This is a genomic window from Gemmobacter lanyuensis (assembly GCF_014652355.1).
In the GTDB taxonomy this organism is placed as follows: domain Bacteria; phylum Pseudomonadota; class Alphaproteobacteria; order Rhodobacterales; family Rhodobacteraceae; genus Gemmobacter; species Gemmobacter lanyuensis.
The window spans coordinates 72,297-92,104 of record NZ_BMYQ01000014.1; the positions used below are offsets into that span (position 1 = coordinate 72,297).

Annotated in this window: 16 protein-coding genes; 11 read left to right on the plus strand and 5 right to left on the minus strand. The window is 61.9% G+C overall.

Going from position 1 to position 19,808, the window contains the following annotated elements; genetic code table 11:
- From IE101_RS16875 to IE101_RS16885, 3 genes are all read right to left on the minus strand, one after another.
- A partial coding sequence (locus IE101_RS16875; protein ID WP_189635023.1) for a beta strand repeat-containing protein occupies positions 1–2,482 on the minus strand: 2,482 nt, incomplete at its 3' end.
- A gap of 426 nt (positions 2,483–2,908) precedes the next feature.
- Positions 2,909–3,538 (minus strand): 3-oxoacid CoA-transferase subunit B, encoded by a 630-nt coding sequence (locus IE101_RS16880; RefSeq protein WP_189635024.1) that lies wholly within the window; start codon positions 3,536–3,538, stop codon positions 2,909–2,911.
- Entirely contained in the window at positions 3,538–4,242 is a 705-nt protein-coding gene (locus IE101_RS16885; protein WP_189635025.1) for a CoA transferase subunit A, read from the minus strand. Before IE101_RS16885 ends, IE101_RS16880 begins: the two co-directional genes overlap by 1 nt.
- A 117-nt stretch (positions 4,243–4,359) precedes the next feature.
- Here IE101_RS16885 and IE101_RS16890 point away from each other — a divergent pair, with 117 nt between their 5' ends.
- The 10 genes from IE101_RS16890 to IE101_RS16935 all read left to right on the plus strand — a co-directional run bounded on the left by IE101_RS16890 (position 4,360) and on the right by IE101_RS16935 (position 16,565).
- A complete protein-coding gene (locus IE101_RS16890) occupies positions 4,360–4,935 on the plus strand; it encodes a LuxR C-terminal-related transcriptional regulator (RefSeq protein ID WP_189635026.1) in 576 nt (191 codons plus the stop codon).
- A gap of 351 nt (positions 4,936–5,286) precedes the next feature.
- Positions 5,287–6,516, plus strand: a complete 1,230-nt coding sequence (locus tag IE101_RS16895; RefSeq protein WP_189635027.1) for a metal-dependent hydrolase family protein — start codon at positions 5,287–5,289, stop codon at positions 6,514–6,516.
- Positions 6,513–7,064, plus strand: a complete 552-nt coding sequence (locus IE101_RS16900) for a hypothetical protein (RefSeq protein WP_189635028.1) — start codon at positions 6,513–6,515, stop codon at positions 7,062–7,064. The genes IE101_RS16895 and IE101_RS16900 overlap by 4 nt, the downstream gene beginning before the upstream one ends.
- A 63-nt stretch (positions 7,065–7,127) precedes the next feature.
- The gene (locus tag IE101_RS16905) at positions 7,128–8,123 is read left to right on the plus strand and encodes a sugar ABC transporter substrate-binding protein (protein WP_189635029.1); all 996 of its coding nucleotides are present in this window, start codon (positions 7,128–7,130) and stop codon (positions 8,121–8,123) included.
- 61 nt (positions 8,124–8,184) lie between these two features.
- Entirely contained in the window at positions 8,185–9,720 is a 1,536-nt protein-coding gene (locus IE101_RS16910) for a sugar ABC transporter ATP-binding protein (protein ID WP_189635030.1), read from the plus strand.
- A complete protein-coding gene (locus IE101_RS16915) occupies positions 9,717–10,670 on the plus strand; it encodes an ABC transporter permease (protein ID WP_189635031.1) in 954 nt (317 codons plus the stop codon). Before IE101_RS16910 ends, IE101_RS16915 begins: the two co-directional genes overlap by 4 nt.
- Positions 10,671–10,763: 93 nt before the next feature.
- Positions 10,764–12,833, plus strand: a complete 2,070-nt coding sequence (locus IE101_RS16920; RefSeq protein ID WP_189635032.1) for a hydantoinase/oxoprolinase family protein — start codon at positions 10,764–10,766, stop codon at positions 12,831–12,833.
- A 3-nt stretch (positions 12,834–12,836) separates the two neighbouring features.
- Complete coding sequence (locus tag IE101_RS16925) at positions 12,837–14,495, plus strand: hydantoinase B/oxoprolinase family protein (RefSeq protein WP_189635033.1); 1,659 nt, start codon at positions 12,837–12,839, stop codon at positions 14,493–14,495.
- Between the two features lie 63 nt (positions 14,496–14,558).
- Positions 14,559–15,857, plus strand: a complete 1,299-nt coding sequence (locus IE101_RS16930; RefSeq protein WP_189635034.1) for an ArgE/DapE family deacylase — start codon at positions 14,559–14,561, stop codon at positions 15,855–15,857.
- A 57-nt stretch (positions 15,858–15,914) separates the two neighbouring features.
- Entirely contained in the window at positions 15,915–16,565 is a 651-nt protein-coding gene (locus IE101_RS16935) for a helix-turn-helix domain-containing protein (protein ID WP_189635035.1), read from the plus strand.
- A gap of 28 nt (positions 16,566–16,593) precedes the next feature.
- On the opposite strand, the gene IE101_RS16940 is transcribed toward IE101_RS16935, so the two are convergent.
- Both IE101_RS16940 and IE101_RS16945 read right to left on the minus strand, forming a co-directional pair.
- Complete coding sequence (locus tag IE101_RS16940; RefSeq protein ID WP_189635036.1) at positions 16,594–17,271, minus strand: response regulator transcription factor; 678 nt, start codon at positions 17,269–17,271, stop codon at positions 16,594–16,596.
- On the minus strand, positions 17,256–19,112 hold the full coding sequence (locus IE101_RS16945; protein WP_189635037.1) for a sensor histidine kinase: 1,857 nt from the start codon (positions 19,110–19,112) through the stop codon (positions 17,256–17,258). Before IE101_RS16945 ends, IE101_RS16940 begins: the two co-directional genes overlap by 16 nt.
- 315 nt (positions 19,113–19,427) lie before the next feature.
- On the opposite strand from IE101_RS16945, the gene IE101_RS16950 reads away from it, so the two are divergent.
- Positions 19,428–19,757 (plus strand): hypothetical protein, encoded by a 330-nt coding sequence (locus IE101_RS16950; protein ID WP_189635038.1) that lies wholly within the window; start codon positions 19,428–19,430, stop codon positions 19,755–19,757.
- Positions 19,758–19,808: the final 51 nt, after the last annotated feature.

A 19,808-nucleotide genomic window follows, 5' to 3' on the forward strand; every position in this document is an offset into this window, starting at 1 on the left:
TCTGGCGCGTCACATTGCCGTCGGCGTCACGGGCGGACACGGTGATGACATAGACGTTGTTGCCGTCGCCATCGACCGGAGCCTCATAGTCGGTGCGGGCACGGAAGACCAGAACGCCGGTTGCCGGATCGATGGTAAAGGCATCGGCATCAGTGCCCAAGATCGACCAGGTCACGTCCTCATTGGCGGCGAATGCGGTGACGGCGGTGCCGCCCTCATCCAGCGTGATATTGGCGTTTTCGCCGGTGGTGGTGCCATTGCCGTCCGGGCCGGTGATGACGGGGCCGTCCTCGTCCAGATCGGCGATGGTGACGGTCAGCGTCTGGCGCGTCACATTGCCGTCGGCGTCACGGGCGGACACGGTGATGACATAGACGTTGTTGCCGTCGCCATCGACCGGAGCCTCATAGTCGGTGCGGGCCCGGAAGACCAGAACGCCGGTTGCCGGATCGATGGTAAAGGCATCGGCATCGGTGCCCGAGATCGACCAGGTCACGTCCTCATTGGCGGTGAATGTGGTGACGGCGGTGCCGCCCTCATCCAGCGTGATATTGGCGTTTTCGCCGGTGGTGGTCCCATCGCCATCCGGGCCGGTGATGACGGGGCCGTCCTCGTCCAGGTCGGCGATGGTGACGGTCAGCGTCTGGCGCGTCACATTACCTTCGGCGTCACGGGCGGACACGGTGATGACATAGACGTTGTTGCCGTCGCCATCGACCGGGGCCTCATAGTCGGTGCGGGCACGGAAGACCAGAACGCCGGTTGCCGGATCGATGGTAAAGGCATCGGCATCGGTGCCCGAGATCGACCAGGTCACGTCCTCGTTGGCGGTGAATGCGGTGACGGCGGTGCCGCCCTCATCCAGCGTGATATTGGCGTTTTCGCCGGTGGTGGTCCCATCGCCATCCGGGCCGGTGATGACGGGGCCGTCCTCGTCCAGATCGGCGATGGTGACGGTCAGCGTCTGGCTATCGCTGTTGTTCCGGCGGTCGGTGGCGGCGACCCGCACCACGTAGGTGTTGTTGCCTGCGGTCGCGCCCTGATCGTTCGGCGTCTCATAATCCGGGGCGTTGATGAAGGTCAGCGCACCAGTGTCCGGATCAATGCTGAACAGGGCGGCATCTGCCCCGCCGGTGATCGACCAGGTTGCGGTGGCGTCATTCGACGCATAGGTTGTCACCGCCGTGGTGCCTTCGTTGATGGTGATCCCGGCCGTCGTTCCGGTGTTGCCGTTCGGTCCGGTGATCACCGGTGCGGTGTCATCCACATCCGTGATCGTGACGGTCAGCGTCTGGGTCGTGACGTTGTCGTCGGAATCAAGCGCCGACACGACCAGCGTGTAGACGTTGTCGGCGTTGTCATCGAGCGGGTTCTCATAGTCGCTGGCTGCGTTGAAGGTCAGTGCGCCGGTGGCGGGATCAATGCTGAAGCGCCCCGCGTCCGTCCCCGAAATCGACCATTCGACCAGTTCGCTCGCCGTGAAGGTCGTGACCGTGCGGCCCCCTTCGGGCAGGGTGATGTTCGCATTCGGACCCGTCGTCGTGCCGTCGCCATCGGGGCCCGTGATGATCGGAAGGCTGTCATCCAGATCGGCCACGGTCACGGTCACGGTCTGGGTCGCCACGTTGCCGGCAAGGTCGGTTGCCTTGATCACTACAACATAGGTGTTGTTGTTCGCCGTGTCGCCCAAGTCGTTCGGGCTTTCATAATCCGGCGCTGCGGTGAAGCTCAGCAGGCCGGTCGAAGGGTTGATGGTGAAGCGGGCCTGGTCTGCCCCGCTGTCGATTGCCCAGGTCACATCCTCGTTCGCGGAGAAGGTGGCGACAGTCGTGCTGCCTTCGTTGATGGTCTTGGCCGAGGTCGCATCCCCCTGGCCCCCAGACGGACCGGTGATGAGCGGGTCGGTCACATCGCCCCGCAGGGCGGCAAGGGCGGTATCCAGTTCACCCGCGATTGCGCCCGCATTCGCTGAATAGCTGACTTGGTTGCCGGTCGCATAGGCCGAGGCATTGTTGATCGCGACCACGACATAACTCACGGTTTCGCCGTTGATGACTTTGGGCGTGTCCAGCGTGAAGGTGATCGCTTCGATATTTCGACCACCCACGGGGGTGCGCGACCGGAAGGCCCCGCTCAGCCCGCTGGCCCCGCATATCGACGTCGAACAGGTCAGCACGCCGCGCAGCTCGCCGCTTGTCATCGAGCTGCCGAAGTTCGCGTTGTCGGGGGTGCTGGTGAAGGTCACCGCAGTGCCACCCAGCGTTTCGAGCGAGGCGCCCGACGTTACCTGAGAGCGGTCATTGTCGGCAATCCACGCATCTGCCGCGATGAACGAGGCCGCCATGGCGGGTGCCGCCCCCAGCATCGCCGACAGTGCCACGGGCGTGCCCAGGCGCAGAAGCTGTGACATGGCGCCGGGCCGTTGGGTGATTGTTTTCACGGTGCGGCGAACGTACCGCGCCGAAGGAGATGTGCTGGGCATCAATGAACCTCTTGCTTGTGCCGCGCGACCGGCAGACTTCGAGGTTCAGAAAGAATTGGTAAGATTTAAGATGGCAATTTCCCTTTCAGCCCGTGATGTAACTGACTGACAGGAAACAAGACTTTTGGATATTCAGATACATCCGTTCTTGGATGCTTACTGTTTTCAAACGGATGGATTGCACCCCAATGTCACACACGGCAGGGGTGAGCGCCGCCCCATTCCTATCGACGGATAGTTTCATCATCGGGCCCGGATTGGCGAGGGAACGGGGCCTGATTTACGGTGCGATGAATCACTGCGACAGGCGCTGTCCGCGGACTTGGCGTGATCCTCGGAAAGGGGCGCGCGATGGGGCGTCGCACATGAAAAAAGCCTGACCGAAGGGTCAGGCTTTCACCGGGTGGTCCGGCTTTTGCGCCATGATCAGGCGACGATTGTGGCCTCTGTTGCGGCGCGGAGTTCGGTTTCCGGCACACCGTCAGCGCATTGGACGATTTTGAGGCCTCCGGGGACGACGTCGAGGACGCCGAGGTTGGTAATGATGCGGTTCACTACCGATTTTCCTGTCAGCGGGAGGGTGCAGGCTTTCAGCACCTTCGATTCGCCCGCCTTGTTGGTGTGATCCATCACCACCACCACGCGGCCCACGCCCGCGACCAGATCCATCGCACCGCCCATGCCCTTCACCAGCTTGCCGGGGATCATCCAGTTCGCCAGATCGCCCTCTTCCGACACCTCCATGGCGCCAAGAATCGCCATGGCGATCTTGCCGCCGCGGATCATCGCAAAGCTCGTGGCGCTGTCGAAATAGGCGGTCTGCGGCAGTTCGGTGATGGTCTGCTTGCCCGCGTTGATCAGGTCGGCATCCTCTTCGCCCTCAAACGGGAAGGGGCCCATGCCGAGCATGCCGTTTTCCGATTGCAGCGTCACATTGACGCCCGCGGGGATATAGTTCGCCACCAGCGTCGGAATACCGATCCCGAGGTTCACATACATCCCGTCCTGAAGCTCTTGCGCGGCGCGGGCGGCCATCTGGTTCCGGTCCCAGGGCATCAGACGGACTCCTTCTTGCGGGTGGTGCGCTGTTCGATGCGCTTTTCATGCGCGCCGGTGACGATGCGATGCACATAGATGCCCGGCAGGTGGATGTGATCGGGGTCAAGGCTGCCCAGCGGCACGATCTCTTCGACCTCGGCCACACAGATCTTGCCGCAGGTGGCGGCCGGCACGTTGAAGTTGCGCGCGGTCTTGCGGAACACGAGGTTGCCCGAGGTATCGGCCTTCCAGGCCTTGACGATGGACAGGTCCGCGACGATCCCGCGTTCCAGGATGTAATCCTGCCCGTCGAAGGTCTTGACCTCTTTGCCCTCGGCGATCACCGTGCCGACGCCTGTCTTGGTGTAAAAGCCCGGGATACCCGCGCCGCCTGCCCGCATGCGTTCTGCCAGGGTGCCTTGGGGGTTGAATTCCAGCTCCAGCTCGCCCGAGAGATACTGGCGCATGAATTCGGCGTTTTCCCCCACATAGGACGAGATCATTTTCTTGACCTGCCGCGTCGCCAGCAGCTGCCCCAGACCGAAGTCATCCACGCCTGCATTGTTTGACGCGACCGTCAGCCCCGTCACCCCACTATCGCGGATCGCCGCGATCAGCAGCTCGGGGATGCCGCACAGGCCGAACCCCCCGGCCGCAATCAGCATCCCGTCCCGCAAAACTCCAGACAACGCGCTGCGCGCATCCGGATAAATCTTGTTCATATTGCCTTCCTCCGTGCGGGCGTCCTGGCCCAGCGGGTGCCCAACAGCGCTGATCTTCGATCTTGCGCAGGTCTTGGGCCATTCGTAGGAATACGTAGGCGTATACGTAGGATTGGCATGTCACGTCCCAGCAAGACCGCCTTGGACCGGATCGGGTTTCTGTATGCGGCAGATGCAACTCTGGTGCTGTCCGACCGTCTCATCCTGCGTGCCAGCTTGCAGGCGGAACGGGTGTTCGGCTGGACGATCAAGGAATTGGAGGGACAGTCGATCCGCGTCCTTTACCCGGCACAAACCGATTACGAGGTGATTGGAGAACGTGCGCGGCGCGCCATGATGCAAAACCCGGTCTATAGCGACACGCGCTTCATGCGCCGCGCCGACGGTAGCGTTATTTGGATGGAGGCGCGGGGGACAACGCTGGACCCGTCAAATCCCGAGGCCATCGCGGTCTGGACCTATCGTCCGCTTGAGGAAGACAGCCGGCAGATCGAGGGGCTGACCGGTGCGGAAGCGCGTGTGGCGCGGTATCTCGTCAATGGCTTTACCAGCAAGGAAATTGCGCGCTCGCTGGGCTGTTCTCCCCGCACGGTTGAGGTGCATCGCGCCAATATGATGCGCAAGGCCGGGGTGCGGAACACATCTGAGCTTGTCGCGCGGCTTCTGACAACGGCCGAGGCCGCGCGGGTCTAGATTGCCTGGCCACGCGAATGCACCCCGCCGCGCAGTCAGGCGTCGCGGAACCAATCCGCCCGCCTGCCAATGATTTTGGAAAGTCGCGCCTCTGAGGGACAAGCGAATTAAGGCCGTTTCTGCCGCGCTTTGTAAGTTTCCCGCCGGGGGCTGCCCGAATTTTGGGCCAAGTCACGACTGACAGCAGTAAAAATTTTAATGTGGCTAAATTTTTCTTGCCAGATGGATGGCTTTCGTCTTTTCTCAGGGTCAAGGGACGGGGATCGTCAGCCAGGTGAATGGATGCTCACGCAGCAATGCTGCGACGGTGTTCTTATGCCTCGCGGGCGCCTCCAACACTGGAATTGGCAAATGGCAACAAAGACTTACGTGAATGCACGGCTGCTGGACGCAGCAGCCGGACGGATCTCTGCACCCTCAAGCCTGACAGAGCGCGACGGGTATATCATTGAAACGGGAAAACCTGCGCCTGAAGGGGCAGAGGTGATCGATCTTCAGGGTCTGACGCTGATGCCCGGCCTGATCGACTGCCATTTCCATGTCGTGGCCTGGCAGCTTGACCTGTGGCAGAACATCATTGCGCCGGACAGCCTGACGGCCCTGCGCGCGGCCAAGGTGATGTCCGGGCTGCTGGATCAGGGCTTTACCACCGTCCGTGATCTGGGCGGTGCCGACCTTGGCCTTGTGCGCGGCGTGGAAGAGGGGCTGGTCGACGGCCCCGAGCTGGTCATCTGCGGCAAGGCCTTGTCGATGACGGGCGGCCACACCGATCTGCGCGCCCGCACCGATATTCGCCCGGATGCCATGGGCGAAAGGCTGGGCAATATGGGCGCCATCGTCGATGGCGTCGATGATGTGCGCCGGTTCTGCCGCACGCAGCTCAAGCAGGGGGCGCGCTTCATCAAGGTCATGGCCAATGGCGGCGTATCATCGCCCAATGATCCGATCGACGGCCTGCAGTATTCGGATGACGAACTTCGGGCCATGGTCGAAGAGGCCGGGAACGCGAATACCTATGTGTCTGCCCATGTCTATTCCGATGCCTCGATCCGGCGTTGTGTCGATCTGGGGATCAAATCTCTCGAACATTGCAACCTGATCAGCGCCGATACGGCCAAGCGGGCCGCCGACGCAGGCTGCATCGCCACGCCGACACTTGTCGCCTACGAAGGGCTGCATCGTGAAGGCAAGGCCTTCGGGTTTGGGGATGCGGAATATGCGAAAATCGCGGTCGTCCGTGACGGCGGGCTGAAATCGCTCGAATATATGCGGGATGCAGGGCTGCCGATGGCCTATGGCACGGACCTGCTGGGCCAGCTGCGGAAATATGGCGGGTTGAACTTCGGGCTGCTGGCGCAGGTGCTGACCCCACAAGAAATCCTGCGCGGGATGTATGAGGCGGGCGCCCGTCTTTGCCGCATGGAGGGCCAGATCGGCACCCTGGCCGCGGGCGCGCGCGCGAATCTGATCGCGGTGGAGGGCGACCCGCTGACCGATATCACCCTGCTGGGCCGCCCCGAAGAAACCATCCGGCTGGTCACCATGAATGGCACCATCCGCCGGGATCGGAGGGCCGCATGACCCCGGATCTGAAGCATGCCTTTGATCTTGCTGCCGGGCCGGATGCGGCTGCGACGGTCTTTGCCTATGCGATCGAAGGTCTGAGCGCGGTCACGGCCTCAAAGCTGACCACCGCCTCGGTCTATGATCTTGAGAAGATGCAATCGCGCCGCGTCTATACGGACAATGCCGAGGCCTATCCCACGGGCAATTTCAAGCGCCTCGACCGCAACCGCTATTATGACATCGTGATCAAGGGGCGCAGGCCGTTCCACACCACCACGATCGACGAAATTGCGACCGTGTTCTTCGACTGGGAAAAGATCCGGGCGCTCGGGCTTGAATCCAACCTGAACCTGCCTGCTGTTGCGGGCGATCAGGTTATCGGCACGGTCAATCTGCTGCATGAGGAAGGCCATTTCACCCAAGATCGGGTTGAGGCGGCAATGGCCTGGCAGCCGGTCGTGACGCTGGCCTTCCTGCTGCTGCATCACGCAGGTGCGGCCACAAGGACGCTGCACCCCGCGGACCAAGCGATCCCGGTCGGGGTCGGGTCCGAGGGCTGCTGACCAAGACATCCAACAAGGACCAACGCCACCCGGACAACGGGGGCCCACGACAGGGAGACGAAGATGAAGAAACTTGTACTTGCCGCGCTGGCGGGAACCATGCTGGTGCCGATTTCGGCGCTGGCGCAAAGCGACAAGCCCGTGCGGGTGGCCTTCCTCGCGGCGTCCAGCCAGAACGGCTATAATGACGCGACCTGGCAGGGCGTTCAGCAGGCCGCGGCCGAACTGGGCAATGTCGAGGCGGAAATCTTTGACGGACAGTTCAACGCCTCTGTCCAGTTCAGCCAGGTTGAAGACATCATCGCCTCGGGCCGTTTTGATGCGATCGTCGTGGCGCCGAATGACACGGTCGGCATCGCAACGGCGCTGGAAGATGCGGTCAAGGCAGGAATCCTTGTGGGTTCGGTCCTGTTTCCCGTGGGGCCGGATCTGACGGTGATGGAGCCGCAGGTGCCGGGCCTGACGGTAACCGTGGCGCAGAACCCCAAAACGGGTGCCATCGCCCAGGCCGAGGCCGTGGCGGAGTTCTGCAAGGATAAGGACCCCTGCAATACCGTCATGTTCATGGGGCAGAAGATCTACCCCTTCGACAATCTGCGCTATGAGGCGCAGATGGAGGTGCTGTCCCAGCACCCGAATATCAAGATCCTTGCGACGGGCGAAGGAAACTACAGCCCCGACACCTCGCTCGCAGCCATGAGCGATATCCTGCAAGCCCATTCCGAGGTGGATGTTGTGGTCGGCACCGCCGATCAGCATCTCGCGGGGATCGAAATCGCGCTTGAGGACGCCGGGCTGGAGATCGAGCCGATCTACCTGATCGGCGGTGGCCTGAACCAGATCACGGTCGATGCGATCCGGGCGGGGCGGTATGACGCGACCCTGTCGCAGAACCCGAAATCGGAAGGCTATCTGGCGGCAAAGGCGCTGATCGAAGTGGCACGTGGCGGCACCTCTCCGACCTGGATCGACCCCTCGGCCAGCATCGAAAACCCGCTGATCGTGACCACCGACTGGCTGAAGGCGCATCCTGAATTCACCGCTGAATGGGAAGGCTGAGCCGATCTGGCGCCGGGCCGGGGACACCCCGGCCCGCTATTGCGACGCGGAAGGGACTGCGATGAGCAGCAATCAGGTTGCCGTGAGCGTGCGTGGGATTGCCAAAAGCTTTGGCGGCACCCGCATCCTGCATGACATCACGGTGGATATCGAGACGGCCTCGGTCCATGCGCTGGTCGGGGAAAACGGCGCAGGCAAATCCAGTCTGGGCAAGATCATCGGCGGGTATTACTCGCCGGATCAGGGGCATGTGACGGTCGGCGGCGCGCCCGTGACGCGCTTTTCGCCGCGCGATGCGCTGCGCCATGGCGTGGCGATGATCCATCAGGAACTGCAGCTGGTGCCCGAACTGACCGTGGCGCAGAACGTGTTCCTTGGCCAGGAAAGCGCCCGGGCCGGTGTGCTTGTCGGCGGCGATCTGGCCCGGTTCCACGCGCTGGAAACCACCTGTGATTTCGGGTTGGACCCGATGGCCAAGGTGGCAAATCTGCGGATTGCGGAACGCCAGAAGGTGGAAATCATGCGTGCCATTGCCCGCGATGCGCGGGTGATCATCATGGATGAACCGACCTCTTCCCTGACCGAGGATGAGGCCGAGCGCCTGCATGCCCTGATTGCGCGATTGAAGGCGCAAGGGAAGACCATCATCTATGTCAGCCATTTTCTGGATCATATCCTCGCCAATTGCGACCGGGTGACGGTCATGCGGGAAGGCCGGGTCGTACGGACCGACGCGATTGCGGGGGAAACGAAGCAAAGCCTTGTCGCCTCAATGCTGGGGCAACATTCAGAGATCCTCTTCCCGCCGCTTCCGCCGGCGCCGGCCCCTGCCACCACACCGCTTGTCGAGATGCGGCAGGTCAGCACCCGCGCGGGCCTGCGGGACATCAGCCTGACCGTTCGCCCCGGCGAAATCGTCGGGCTGATCGGCCTTGTCGGTGCCGGCCGAACCGAGGTGGCGCGGGCGCTTTTTGGCGCAGATCCGATCACCGGGGGGCAGCTTCTGGTGGATGGCGTGGTGCAGGGGCCGCTTTCGGTGCGGGCCGCAATCGGGCAAGGCATCGCACTGGTGCCGGAAGACCGGCGCAAGCAGGGACTTGTCCTGACCCAGACCACCCGCCCCAACATCAGCCTTGCGACACTGGGCCGGATCAGCCGCTGGGGCATCCTGAGCCGCCCGCAAGAGGTGGCCCGCGCCGAGGACATGATCCGCCATTTCGGCATCGTGCCAGGCAAGGTCGATGGTCAGGTCGTCTCTTATTCTGGTGGCAATCAGCAAAAGGTGCTGCTGGCGAAATGGGCCGTGGCGAAACCCCGGCTTCTCATCCTTGATGAGCCCTCGCGCGGGGTGGATATCGGGGCGCGGCAGCGCATCCATGAATTCATCGTTGAAATGGCAAGGTCGGGGGCGGGGGTGCTGCTGATCTCCTCGGAACTGGAAGAGGTGATCAACCTCTCGCACCGCGGCTATCTGATGAGCGAGGGCCGCATCTTTGCCGAAGAACAATCCCGGGATCTGACGGTCGAGACGGCGCTGGCGCGCGTCTTTGCCGAACAGAACCAAAATCTTGCAGGGCAGGAGGCCCGGACCACATGAGCGTCATTGCACCCCGCAAAGCCCTCTCGCTGGGCGAGATCGCCCGCGAACAGGGCGTCGTGATCATCATCGCCCTGTTGCTTTTGGGCCTGAGCTTCGCCTCCGACAGCTTTCTGACACCACGGAACTTGTTGAATATCTTCAATCAATCTGCACCTCTGGCGATCATGGCCAGCGCCCTGACGCTTGTGATTATCGGGGGTGGCTTCGATCTTTCGACGGGGGCGATCTTCGGGGTTGCCGCGGTAACGGCGGGCTGGATCGCCATTCATGTCGATCCCTATCTGGCCATCGTGGCGGGGCCGCTGATCGGGCTTGTACTTGGCACGGTCAATGGTGCGATCATCACCGCCTTTGGCGTCCATTCCTTTCTGGTCACGCTGGCGACCAGCCTCGTCTATCGCGGCATCGCCATCCTGATGACCGATGGCAAACTGATCCCCGTGCGGATCGCCGAGTTTGCCTGGCTGGGGCGCACGAAAATGGGCATGGTCAATGTCGCGGTCATCGTGATGCTGGTTTTCATGGTGCTGATGATGTTCCTGCTCAACCGCACCACCTTTGGCCGCGCCGTTTTTGCCGTGGGCGGCAACGAAGAAGCCGCGATCCTGTCCGGCATCCGCACCCGTCTGATCAAGATCCTGACCTTTGCGCTTTCAGGCGCGGCGGCGGGTCTGGCCGGGGTGATCACCGTCTCGCGGATTTCCATGGCGGAACCCCAGGCGGGCGCGGGCCTGGAATTCGAAGCGATTGCCGCGGTCATCCTCGGCGGCACCTCGATCATGGGGGGCGCCGGGGCGGTCTGGCGGTCTGTGGCCGGGGTGCTGCTGATGGCGCTGATCGGCAACGGGTTCAACATCCTGAACGTCAACCCGTTCTTCAAGGATCTGACCACAGGCGTGATCATCGTGATCGCCGTGGCGCTGGCGGCCTCGGGCCGCAGGCGCTGATCCCTCCGAAATTGCAGGTGCGTCCCCGTCCGGGGGCAAACCCGAATGCCTGCCGCAGCGGGCCTGTGAAACTTGCCGCAAGAGGCCAGAACCATGACAGACAAGATCACGCGTGTTGCCACCGATGTCGGGGGGACCTTTACCGATCTGGTGTTTTTTGAAACCGATCTCGCAACAGGTCAGCAAACGGTGCGGACCGAGAAATCCGATACAACGCCGCCTGCCTTCGAACAGGGCGTGCTGAACGTACTCGACAAGGCCGGGGTCGATGTGACGGCCGTCGATTTCTTTGCCCATGGCACCACGGTCGTCATCAATTCATTGACCGAACGCAAGGGCGCCAAGGTCGGGCTGATCACCACCAAAGGGTTCCGCGATGTGCTGGAAATCGGCCGTGGCAACCGTCCCGATTTTTTCAATCTGATGTACAAAAAGCCCGAACCTTTCGTGGAACGCTATCTGCGGCGCGAAATCGCGGGCCGGGTCGATTTCCGCGGACAAGAAGTCGAGGCCCCGGATCTTGCCGCCCTGCCCGCAATTCTGGCGGATTTCAAAGCCGATGGCGTGACCGCCGTGGCCATCTGCCTGATCCATGCCTATGCGAACCCCACGCATGAACAGGCCGTTCTGGCCGAGGTCCGGCGTCTGTGGCCCGAGGTCGCCGCCGTGGCGAGCCATCAGATCACCCGCGAATGGCGCGAATATGAACGCAGCTCGACCACCGTCCTGTCCGCCTATGTCCAGCCCGCCGCCGAACGCTATCTGGAGCGGCTGGAAAACGGTCTGACAGACAAGGGCTATGCCGGCCGTCTGTTCATCATGCAGTCGAATTGCGGCGTGGATTCGGTGCAGTCGATCAAATCGGTGCCGATCACCATGGTCGAAAGCGGGCCGGCATCGGGCTTCTGGGGGGCCGCCGAATTGGGCCGCATCATTGGCGAGCCGGATGTCCTTGCGCTCGATATCGGCGGGACGACGGCAAAGTGCAGCCTGATCAAGGATGGCCACGTCACCATCAAGACCGATTACTGGATTGAACGTGACCGCAAATCCGCAGGCTATCCCATCATGGTGCCGGTGGTTGATCTGGTGGAAATCGGCAATGGCGGCGGCTCGATCGCCTGGGTCGATGAATTCGACAAGCTGCATGTCGGGCCGAAATCCGCGGGTTCGACCCCCGGGCCTGCGGCCTATGGCCGGGGCGGGATGCACGCCACCACCACCGACGCCAATCTGGCGCTGGGGCGGATCAACAAGGACTATTTCTGCGGCGGATCGGTCGTTGCCGATATGGCGGCATTGGAAACGGCCCTTGCGACTCTTGGGGCCAAACTGGGCATGACCCCGGTGGAAGTTGCGCGCGGCATCGTCCGCATTGCCAATTCCAATATGGTCAATGCGCTGAAGCTCGTTTCGGTGAACCGGGGATATGACCCGCGCGAATTTACGCTGGTCGTCTTTGGCGGCGGCGGCCCGATGCATGGCGTGGCGCTGGCACAGGAACTGGGCGTCAAAAAGGTGGTCATTCCGCGCGGTGCCCCGGTTTTCTCGGCCTGGGGGATGCTGATGAGCGATCTGCGCCGCGACTATTTCGTGACCGAGCTGATGGATGCCGAAGACCACAGCGCGCTCGGCCGTCTTTTGGCCGCGACCGAAGCCCGCGCCCTTGAAGATTTCGCGCGCGAGACGGTGCCCCCGGAAAAGGTCACGCTGAAGCGCTTTGTGCGGGCCCGGTATCAGAACCAGGAATTCGCGGTTGAGGTGCCGTTGCAGGACGGCCCGCCCGATGCCGCCAGCACCGCCGCCATGATCGCGGCCTTCCATAATGCCTATGAACGTGAATACACTTATCGCCTTGAAACCGGCGTCGAAATCATCGGCATCCACCTGATCGCATCATCCGAGGTGGGCAAGCTGGAACTGGTGTCCTTGCCGCGGACCGACGCCAGCCTGACGGCGGCGATCAAAGGCAGCCGTATGGTCGATTACGCTACGGAAGGCTGCCATGAGGCCACGATCTATGACGGCACCCGGCTTGAACCCGGCATGTCCTTCACCGGGCCGGCCGTGATCGAAGATCCGGGGACAACCATCGTCGTCCATCCGGGCAACCGCGTCGAGATTGATGATTTCGGCAATATCCACATCGCGCTCTGGGGCTGAGGCATGACTGACCTGACACACGATCCCGTCACCTTTGATATCATCCAGAACGCACTTGAGGCGATCGCGGATGAGATGTTCGTCGCGCAGCGCAAGGCCTCGATGTCGGCCATCATCTATGAGGTGCTGGATCTCTCCTCCTCGATCCTTGCGCCCAATGGCGACATTGCCGCCGCGGGGGCTGGGATTCCCGCCTTCATTGGCGTGCTCGACAAGGCGGTGAAGGGCATTCTGAAGAAATATCCGCTGGATCAGGTGCGCCCCGGCGACATGTTCGCCTCGAACGATCCCTATTACGGCGGCGTCACCCATCTGAATGACATGGTGCTGACTTCGCCCATCTTTGATGGTGACCGTCTGGTGGGCTGGGTGGCCAATATCGCCCATTGGAACGATGTGGGCGGCAATGTGCCCGGGTCCATGTCGTCAGAGGCGACCGAGATCTTCCAGGAAGGTGTCCGCATCCCCGCCGTGAAGATCTTTGAAGAAGGGCGGCCCAATCAGGCGGTCTTTGACATCCTCTATGTCAATACCCGTCTGCCCGATTTCCTGAAGGGCGATCTATGGGCCGGGATCGCGGGCTTGCGGATCGGTGAGAGGCGCGTGCTGGAGTTGACGCGCAAATACGGCGTCGAAACCTATCTGGCCGCGGTGGCCGATTATATGGACCTGGGCGAAAGGCGGGCGCTGGCTGCCCTCAAGGCATTGCCGCCGGGGGTTTACGATTATGAGGAAGAGCAGGATGATGGCGCGATCCACAAGATCCGACTGACCATCTCGGCCGAAAAGTTCAGCGTCGATCTGACAGACAACCCCGGGCAAAAGGGCTCGAACAACTCTTCGCGCGAAGGGTCGGAAATCGCCCTGCAACTGGCCTTCAAGACCTTCACCGACCCGGAAGGGCCGGGCAATGGCGGCTGCTTCCGCCCGCTTGAAGTGATCACCAAACCCGGAACCATCTTCCATGTCGTCGAACCCGGCGCCCTGGGCTATTATTCCGAGGTCGAGATCCGCCTCTTTGACCTTACCCTTCGGGCGCTGGCGCATCATTTTCCGGGGGTGGTTCCGTCGGGCAATTTCGCTTCGATCTGCGGAACCGTCATGGGGGGCAAGCACCCGGATACCGGGCGCCACTACACCATCGTCGAGCCGCAGATCGGCGGCTGGGGCGCATGGCAGGGGCACGATGGGCCCTCGGGGCAATTCTCGGGCTTCCACGGCGAAACCTTCAACTGCCCGGCGGAAATCGCCGAGGCGCGGTATGGCATGTTCGTGGATCAGGTCGCGCTGAACCCCGAACCGGGTGGCGAGGGGCGCTGGCGCGGTGGCAAGGGGATCGAGGTGCACTACCGTGTGCGCGGCGACGGGAATTTCCTTTCGCTGGGCTACACCCGCTCGCGGATGCCGCCGTGGGGGCAGGGGGGCGGTCGGGATGGATCGCTGAACTATGTGGAGCTGCGGCGCACGGACGGGGCGGTCGAACGCTACGCATTCGCAACGAATGTCGTGGTGAACACGGGCGACGTGATCCGCATCATGACGGCAAATGGCGGTGGTTTTGGCGATCCTGCCGACCGCCCCGAGGCCGAGATCGCGCGCGACCTCCGCAATGGTTATCTCACGCCGGAACGTGCGGCCGAGGTTTACGGCTACAAGGCCTGATCCGGCCTGGGTGCGGCGTCGGCCCGCTGCCGCACCCCTTTCCCCTGACCCGGAGCGGTTTCGATGCCCCTTGATCCCATGCGCCTTCGCGCGGCCATTGCGGCCAATTTTCCGGCTCAGCTGGCCTGGCTGAGCCGTCTGGTGGCCTTCGACTCCACGCGGGGTCGCGAAGCCCCCTGTCAGGATTGGATCGCGGCCGAGCTGGCAGCCCGCGGCTATGCCGTAGACCGCTTCAGCATTTCCGAGGTCGAACTGGACGGCCTGCCCGGCAAATCCGAAGTGGTCGATGTGGATTACACCCGGGCGATCCAGGTCGTTGCCACCCATGAGGTTGACACCCCCGCAGGTAAAAGCCTGATCCTGCAGGGCCATATCGATGTCGTGCCGCCCGGGGCGCCCGAACTCTGGGATCAGCCACCCTTTGAAGCCCGCCTTGCGGATGGCTGGATCACCGGGCGCGGGACGGGCGACATGAAGGGCGGTGTCTCGGCCATGGTGTTTGCGCTGGATGCCTTGGCCTCACTCGGTCTCGAGCCCGCGTCGCGGGTGCATATCAAGACGGTGTCCGAGGAGGAATGCACCGGCAATGGCGCTCTGGCCACATTGGCGCGCGGCTACCGGGCCGATGCGGCGCTGATCCCGGAAAGCATGGGCCACCGGATCTTGCGGGCCGAACTGGGGTCTGTCTGGTTCCGGCTGCGGATTCTGGGGCGACCCGACCATGTGCTGGCAGCGCGTGGTCCCGGCGCCCATGCGATTCTTGCGGCGCAGGACTACATGGCGGCGCTGCAGGGTCTTGCCGATGCGATGAATATCGAAGCACAGAAGCATCGTTGGTTCAGCCAGATCCCCGAACCGGTCAAATTCAACCCCGGCAAGATCCGGGGGGGCGACTGGCTCGGCTCTGTCCCCTCTTGGTGCGAGGTGGATTGCAGGCTCTCGGTGCTGCCTGGTCACGCCCTGCCGGATGTCCGGGCGCGGGTCGCGGCGACGGTTGCGGCGTGTGCCGCGCGTCTGGGCACACCGCCGCCCGCGCTCAGCTGGATTGGCTTTCAGGCAGACGGGCATGTGTTCCAGCCCGGCTCGGCGGCTGAGGGCGTTCTGGCGGAGGTGCATGAGGCGGTTCTGGGCACGTCGCTGGAACCCCATATCATGCCCGCAACCAGTGACACCCGGTTCTATGACCTTTACTACGGCATTCCCGCCTTGTGCTACGGCGGCATTGCCCGCGGGATGCATGCCCCGGATGAGGGTATGAACCTGCACAGCCTGCAGCAAACCACCGAAGTGATCGCGCGTTTCATTCTGGACTGGTGTGGCGTCAGGCCACGTAAACCCCCGGAAAGCTCACATAATCATTGACCCGCGCCGCGAAATCTTCGCAGTCTGCGACGACCCTGAAGGACACCACGCCCACAGATGACCGCTGAAACCCTGCCTCCCTCCGCGCCGCGCCCTCAGGTGGACCGTGCCGCAATGGGCGAACAGATGCGCAAGCGACGCAAGGCGCTCAAGCTCACGATGCAGACCGTGGCAGAACGCGCGGGCCTGACGGCCGGGTTCATCAGCCAGGTCGAACGCGGTCTTGCCACCCCCTCGCTCTCGTCCCTGAACGGGATTGCTCGGGTGCTGGATCTGGACCCGTTCAGCTTCATGGCCCTGCCTGCAGATCCCGGTGTCGCCTCACGGCAGGGTGCGCGCCCGCTTTACGGCGTGGACCCCGCGCAGCTTGCCTATGAACGGCTGAGTTCAAGCTTTCCGGGCAATGTGCTGCGCGCCGTGATCATCCATGAAGCACCGGGCCACCGCAACGCCCCCATCAGCCATGAGGGGGAAGAACTGTTCTTTATCTTGTCAGGTGCGCTGACCGTGGAAATTGAAGGCGCGCGACATGTGCTGGGGCCCGGGGACTCGCTCCATTTCCCGTCGCGGCGGGTTCATTCGTGCTGGAACCACACCGCCGAGGTGGCAACCATGCTGCACGTCTGCACGATGGATGTTTTTGACGACAGTCGTACCTTGGCCCAACACGGCCGCGCCGACCCAACCCCGCAATCCGACGGCCTATAGCGCCCAGGTTGACGGTATGTCGTAGGCCTCATGAGAGATCGATCTTCGTTGCAAGCCGATAGCCGAAGTGGCGAACTGCCTTGATCGCGTTCCCTTCTGCCCCTGCTGCCGTGATCTTCTTCCGCAGCCGGACGATGCGGACCTCGATCGCTGCCTTGCTGACTTCAGACCCGGTTCCGGCGATATTCGCGATCGTGGAATTGTCGAGTGTGTTGTCCGTCGCGAGGATGAACTCTTTCAGCATGGCGACTTCGTAAAAGGCGAGGGGGATATTCCCGGCGCGACCGATCAGCGCCATCCGTGTGAGATCAAGTCGGAGCGCCGATTGAGGCGGCCCCAGCCGTCGCGCCAAGGCATGGACCGAGGCCGTCAGTTCGAGCGCGGAACTGGGCTTGGCAAGATAGATGTCGGCGCCGCTCTGATAGCCACGTCTGCGATCTTCGGGCTCAACCCGGGCGGTCAGCATGATGATGCCGATGTTGGCAAAACCGGCACGCAGTTTCTGGGCGATCGCGATGCCATCTTCGTCGGGCAAATTGAGATCGAGAATGACAATATCCAGCGCCGCGGGATCGCTGCCTGCCCAGAAGCTCGGGCCGCTCTCGAAGCCCGCCACTTGATGGCCGTCGCTCTCCAGTATCTCGACAAGGGTCGCGCGCAGGTCCTTGTGATCCTCGATGACGGCCATCTTCAGTTGGGCAACCATAGTCTGAACCTAACGATTTGATGTTCGGGTTGATAGGTGATCGTTCCGCCCAGCATGTCGACCAGCCGCTGCACGATATACAGCCCGAGGCCCGATCCTGTTACCGATTTTGCATGGCTGCTGCGATAGTAGCGGGAAAAGACCTGAGTGGCATCGGGAAGGCCGGCAGGGTCGGCACTGTTCTCGAATGTGACGAACAGACCACCATGCCCGTGATCGGTGTGGATCGTGATTGCAGATTGGGCGACGGAATATTTGCAGGCATTCTCGATCAGGTTCTTGCAGATGATGGAAACAAGGACCGGGTCGGTCTCCAACTGTGCCACAACAGCACCGGATAAGTTGATGCGATGGGCATCGCACAGGCCGGAGAGCGAGTTTCGGAGGATCTGGACAATATCGCAGTCCGTTTTTTCGACCTTTTGCAGCTTGCTATCGATACGCACCGCTTGATTGCATCGGTCAATCAGATCGGTGAGATTGGAAATCATCCTCGTCATGCGCGACCGCTGGGCATCGCTGATGGTGCCATTGGAAATGGTCATATTGACCACTGCCAGCGCGTTTCGGGTTTCGTGGCTTATCATGTCAATGAACTGCGACAGCGCGCCGTTTTTCTCCTGCTCCAGCATGTTCTGGCGTTCCATCCAGGCCACCTGTGCCGTCGCTTCGCGTGCCTGCAGGATCAGCCTGTGGCCGTGAAGATGCAGAATGATAAAGATCAGCAATCCGGTCGTCAGGCCATGGATCATGAAGCCATAAAGCGAGAAGACCGAGATCTGCACGAACCCGAGAAGCGAAAACACCCAGAGCAGCAAGGCGGCCGAAAGGGCGCTGTAGATGACCCTCGTGATGTATAGCCCCGGCGAGGCATCGGTGCGGGCCGAAAAAACGTTGAGCAAGAAGACGAAGGGCGATGCTGCGATGCAATAGGCATTGATCTGCAGGCCGACCCACCTGTTGGCGATAAAATAGACCACCGCTGCACCCAACATAACGATGATCTGCACATCAAACAGTCTGAGGAAAACCGGATTGGGCTTGAACCGCGCCAAAACCGTGCGGTGGAAGTAAACAGACAGGATTGCAGCAGAGATTACGAGCGACCGGAAGACAAGCATCAGGCTTTCATGCGGGATGCCGGGCGCCAAGGCTTTGATATAGCCGAAGTAGATGAAATTATGCAGCAGCCAGAGCCCCTGCATGGCCGCAAAGCACAGGAAGACACGCTCCTTCGTGATCAGGCGCATCCGCAAGGCCCAGACGAACAGCACCAGCATGACCGAAAAGTAGGCGATCTGGACCAGATCGGTGATCAGGCTGGTACGTTGGGCAAGGAGGCGCGGCTTTGCCGTGACATTGGCGGCCACTGATCCGCTGGAGCGGATCCGTACATAATAATCAGCGCCCCCCACGGGCGGATGAAGCCGATAGCCGCGCAGGGATGAGGCCCAGTCTACCTCTTGCACTATATAGTCGCCCGCCGGGGTTACACCCTGACCTTGGGTTGTCTTGGGAACATACAGCTGGACATCATCAAGCAGCGGGGGGCGGATCAACAGGATCACCTCGCCATCGGCGGGGTCCGGGTTGATCCGTAGGCGCAGCCAATGTGCCGCCGAAGTATAACCCAAGGTGATAGAGCTTTCGACGGGGCGGAACGATTTGCTCAGAACCTCATCGATTCCCATCTGCGTGGAGGAGTCGTTCAGAAGTTCGACACGTTCGATCAACTCATCACGAGCCTGCGCTGCAAGTTGCCCCGACAGGAAGATCAAATTGATGAACAGGCTGAACGCGACCCAGATGACGCGGCCCGGAAAGCTTTTAGATAAGCGCATGGGGGTTCATTCTACAGCCTAAGCTCCATCTCGCGCCGCTATCTGCCAGATTGGTGCGCCAGGCGGATCCTGTCGTTTGGGCAATTGTGGTGTCGAACGATATTTTGACACCAGTCGCGATCGCCGATTAACCCGGATGCAAGCCTACATAACCCTACAAATACATGAAAACGCTGCGTGTGGGCGACGCAGCACCTATCGAGCAGCATCTGTATCCGTCACCCGTTCAGAGTACGGATACAGATGTAATGAAACGATGCGCCACAAGAAACCGACGCAGGAACGCGGGCAGTCGGTCAGCAAGGAAACGCGATCATGCGGACAGAAGAGCAATCGCATGGCCGAGAATCCATGCCGGAAAGCTCTGGATCTGATGTTTCCAACTCCTGCGTCGCAGCCGACCTTGACCAGACCGTTGGGCAATATCTGCGCGGCAGCTTTCCTTTCGGGGGCTTTCGTCAACGCGTGCTGGACAGTGATCTGCTGGACAGCGTGACCCTGCGCGACTGCGCCTCTGACCCAGACCGTATGGAGGCCTTCCTGTTGAAATGTCGCGGCATCCCCCAATGCGGCGACATCCAGATCACGCGGATGCGCGCGGCAATCCGCAGTTTTATCGAGGCCAGAGCCGCGGCTGCGAATTAATCTTGGCACAACGGGCGAGATTGTCATCGGTCCGCCCGAAGCCGGCTGAGA

What these genes read in the sequence shown, in the direction of transcription:
- IE101_RS16880 (WP_189635024.1), bottom strand. Translation starts at nt 3,538, where the DNA reads ATGCCCTGGGACCGGAACCAGATGGCCGCCCGCGCCGCGCAAGAGCTT.
- IE101_RS16885 (WP_189635025.1), bottom strand. Translation starts at nt 4,242, where the DNA reads ATGAACAAGATTTATCCGGATGCGCGCAGCGCGTTGTCTGGAGTTTTG.
- IE101_RS16890 (WP_189635026.1), top strand. Translation starts at nt 4,360, where the DNA reads ATGTCACGTCCCAGCAAGACCGCCTTGGACCGGATCGGGTTTCTGTAT.
- IE101_RS16895 (WP_189635027.1), top strand. Translation starts at nt 5,287, where the DNA reads ATGGCAACAAAGACTTACGTGAATGCACGGCTGCTGGACGCAGCAGCC.
- IE101_RS16900 (WP_189635028.1), top strand. Translation starts at nt 6,513, where the DNA reads ATGACCCCGGATCTGAAGCATGCCTTTGATCTTGCTGCCGGGCCGGAT.
- IE101_RS16905 (WP_189635029.1), top strand. Translation starts at nt 7,128, where the DNA reads ATGAAGAAACTTGTACTTGCCGCGCTGGCGGGAACCATGCTGGTGCCG.
- IE101_RS16910 (WP_189635030.1), top strand. Translation starts at nt 8,185, where the DNA reads ATGAGCAGCAATCAGGTTGCCGTGAGCGTGCGTGGGATTGCCAAAAGC.
- IE101_RS16915 (WP_189635031.1), top strand. Translation starts at nt 9,717, where the DNA reads ATGAGCGTCATTGCACCCCGCAAAGCCCTCTCGCTGGGCGAGATCGCC.
- IE101_RS16920 (WP_189635032.1), top strand. Translation starts at nt 10,764, where the DNA reads ATGACAGACAAGATCACGCGTGTTGCCACCGATGTCGGGGGGACCTTT.
- IE101_RS16925 (WP_189635033.1), top strand. Translation starts at nt 12,837, where the DNA reads ATGACTGACCTGACACACGATCCCGTCACCTTTGATATCATCCAGAAC.
- IE101_RS16930 (WP_189635034.1), top strand. Translation starts at nt 14,559, where the DNA reads ATGCCCCTTGATCCCATGCGCCTTCGCGCGGCCATTGCGGCCAATTTT.
- IE101_RS16935 (WP_189635035.1), top strand. Translation starts at nt 15,915, where the DNA reads ATGACCGCTGAAACCCTGCCTCCCTCCGCGCCGCGCCCTCAGGTGGAC.
- IE101_RS16940 (WP_189635036.1), bottom strand. Translation starts at nt 17,271, where the DNA reads ATGGTTGCCCAACTGAAGATGGCCGTCATCGAGGATCACAAGGACCTG.
- IE101_RS16945 (WP_189635037.1), bottom strand. Translation starts at nt 19,112, where the DNA reads ATGCGCTTATCTAAAAGCTTTCCGGGCCGCGTCATCTGGGTCGCGTTC.
- IE101_RS16950 (WP_189635038.1), top strand. Translation starts at nt 19,428, where the DNA reads ATGCGGACAGAAGAGCAATCGCATGGCCGAGAATCCATGCCGGAAAGC.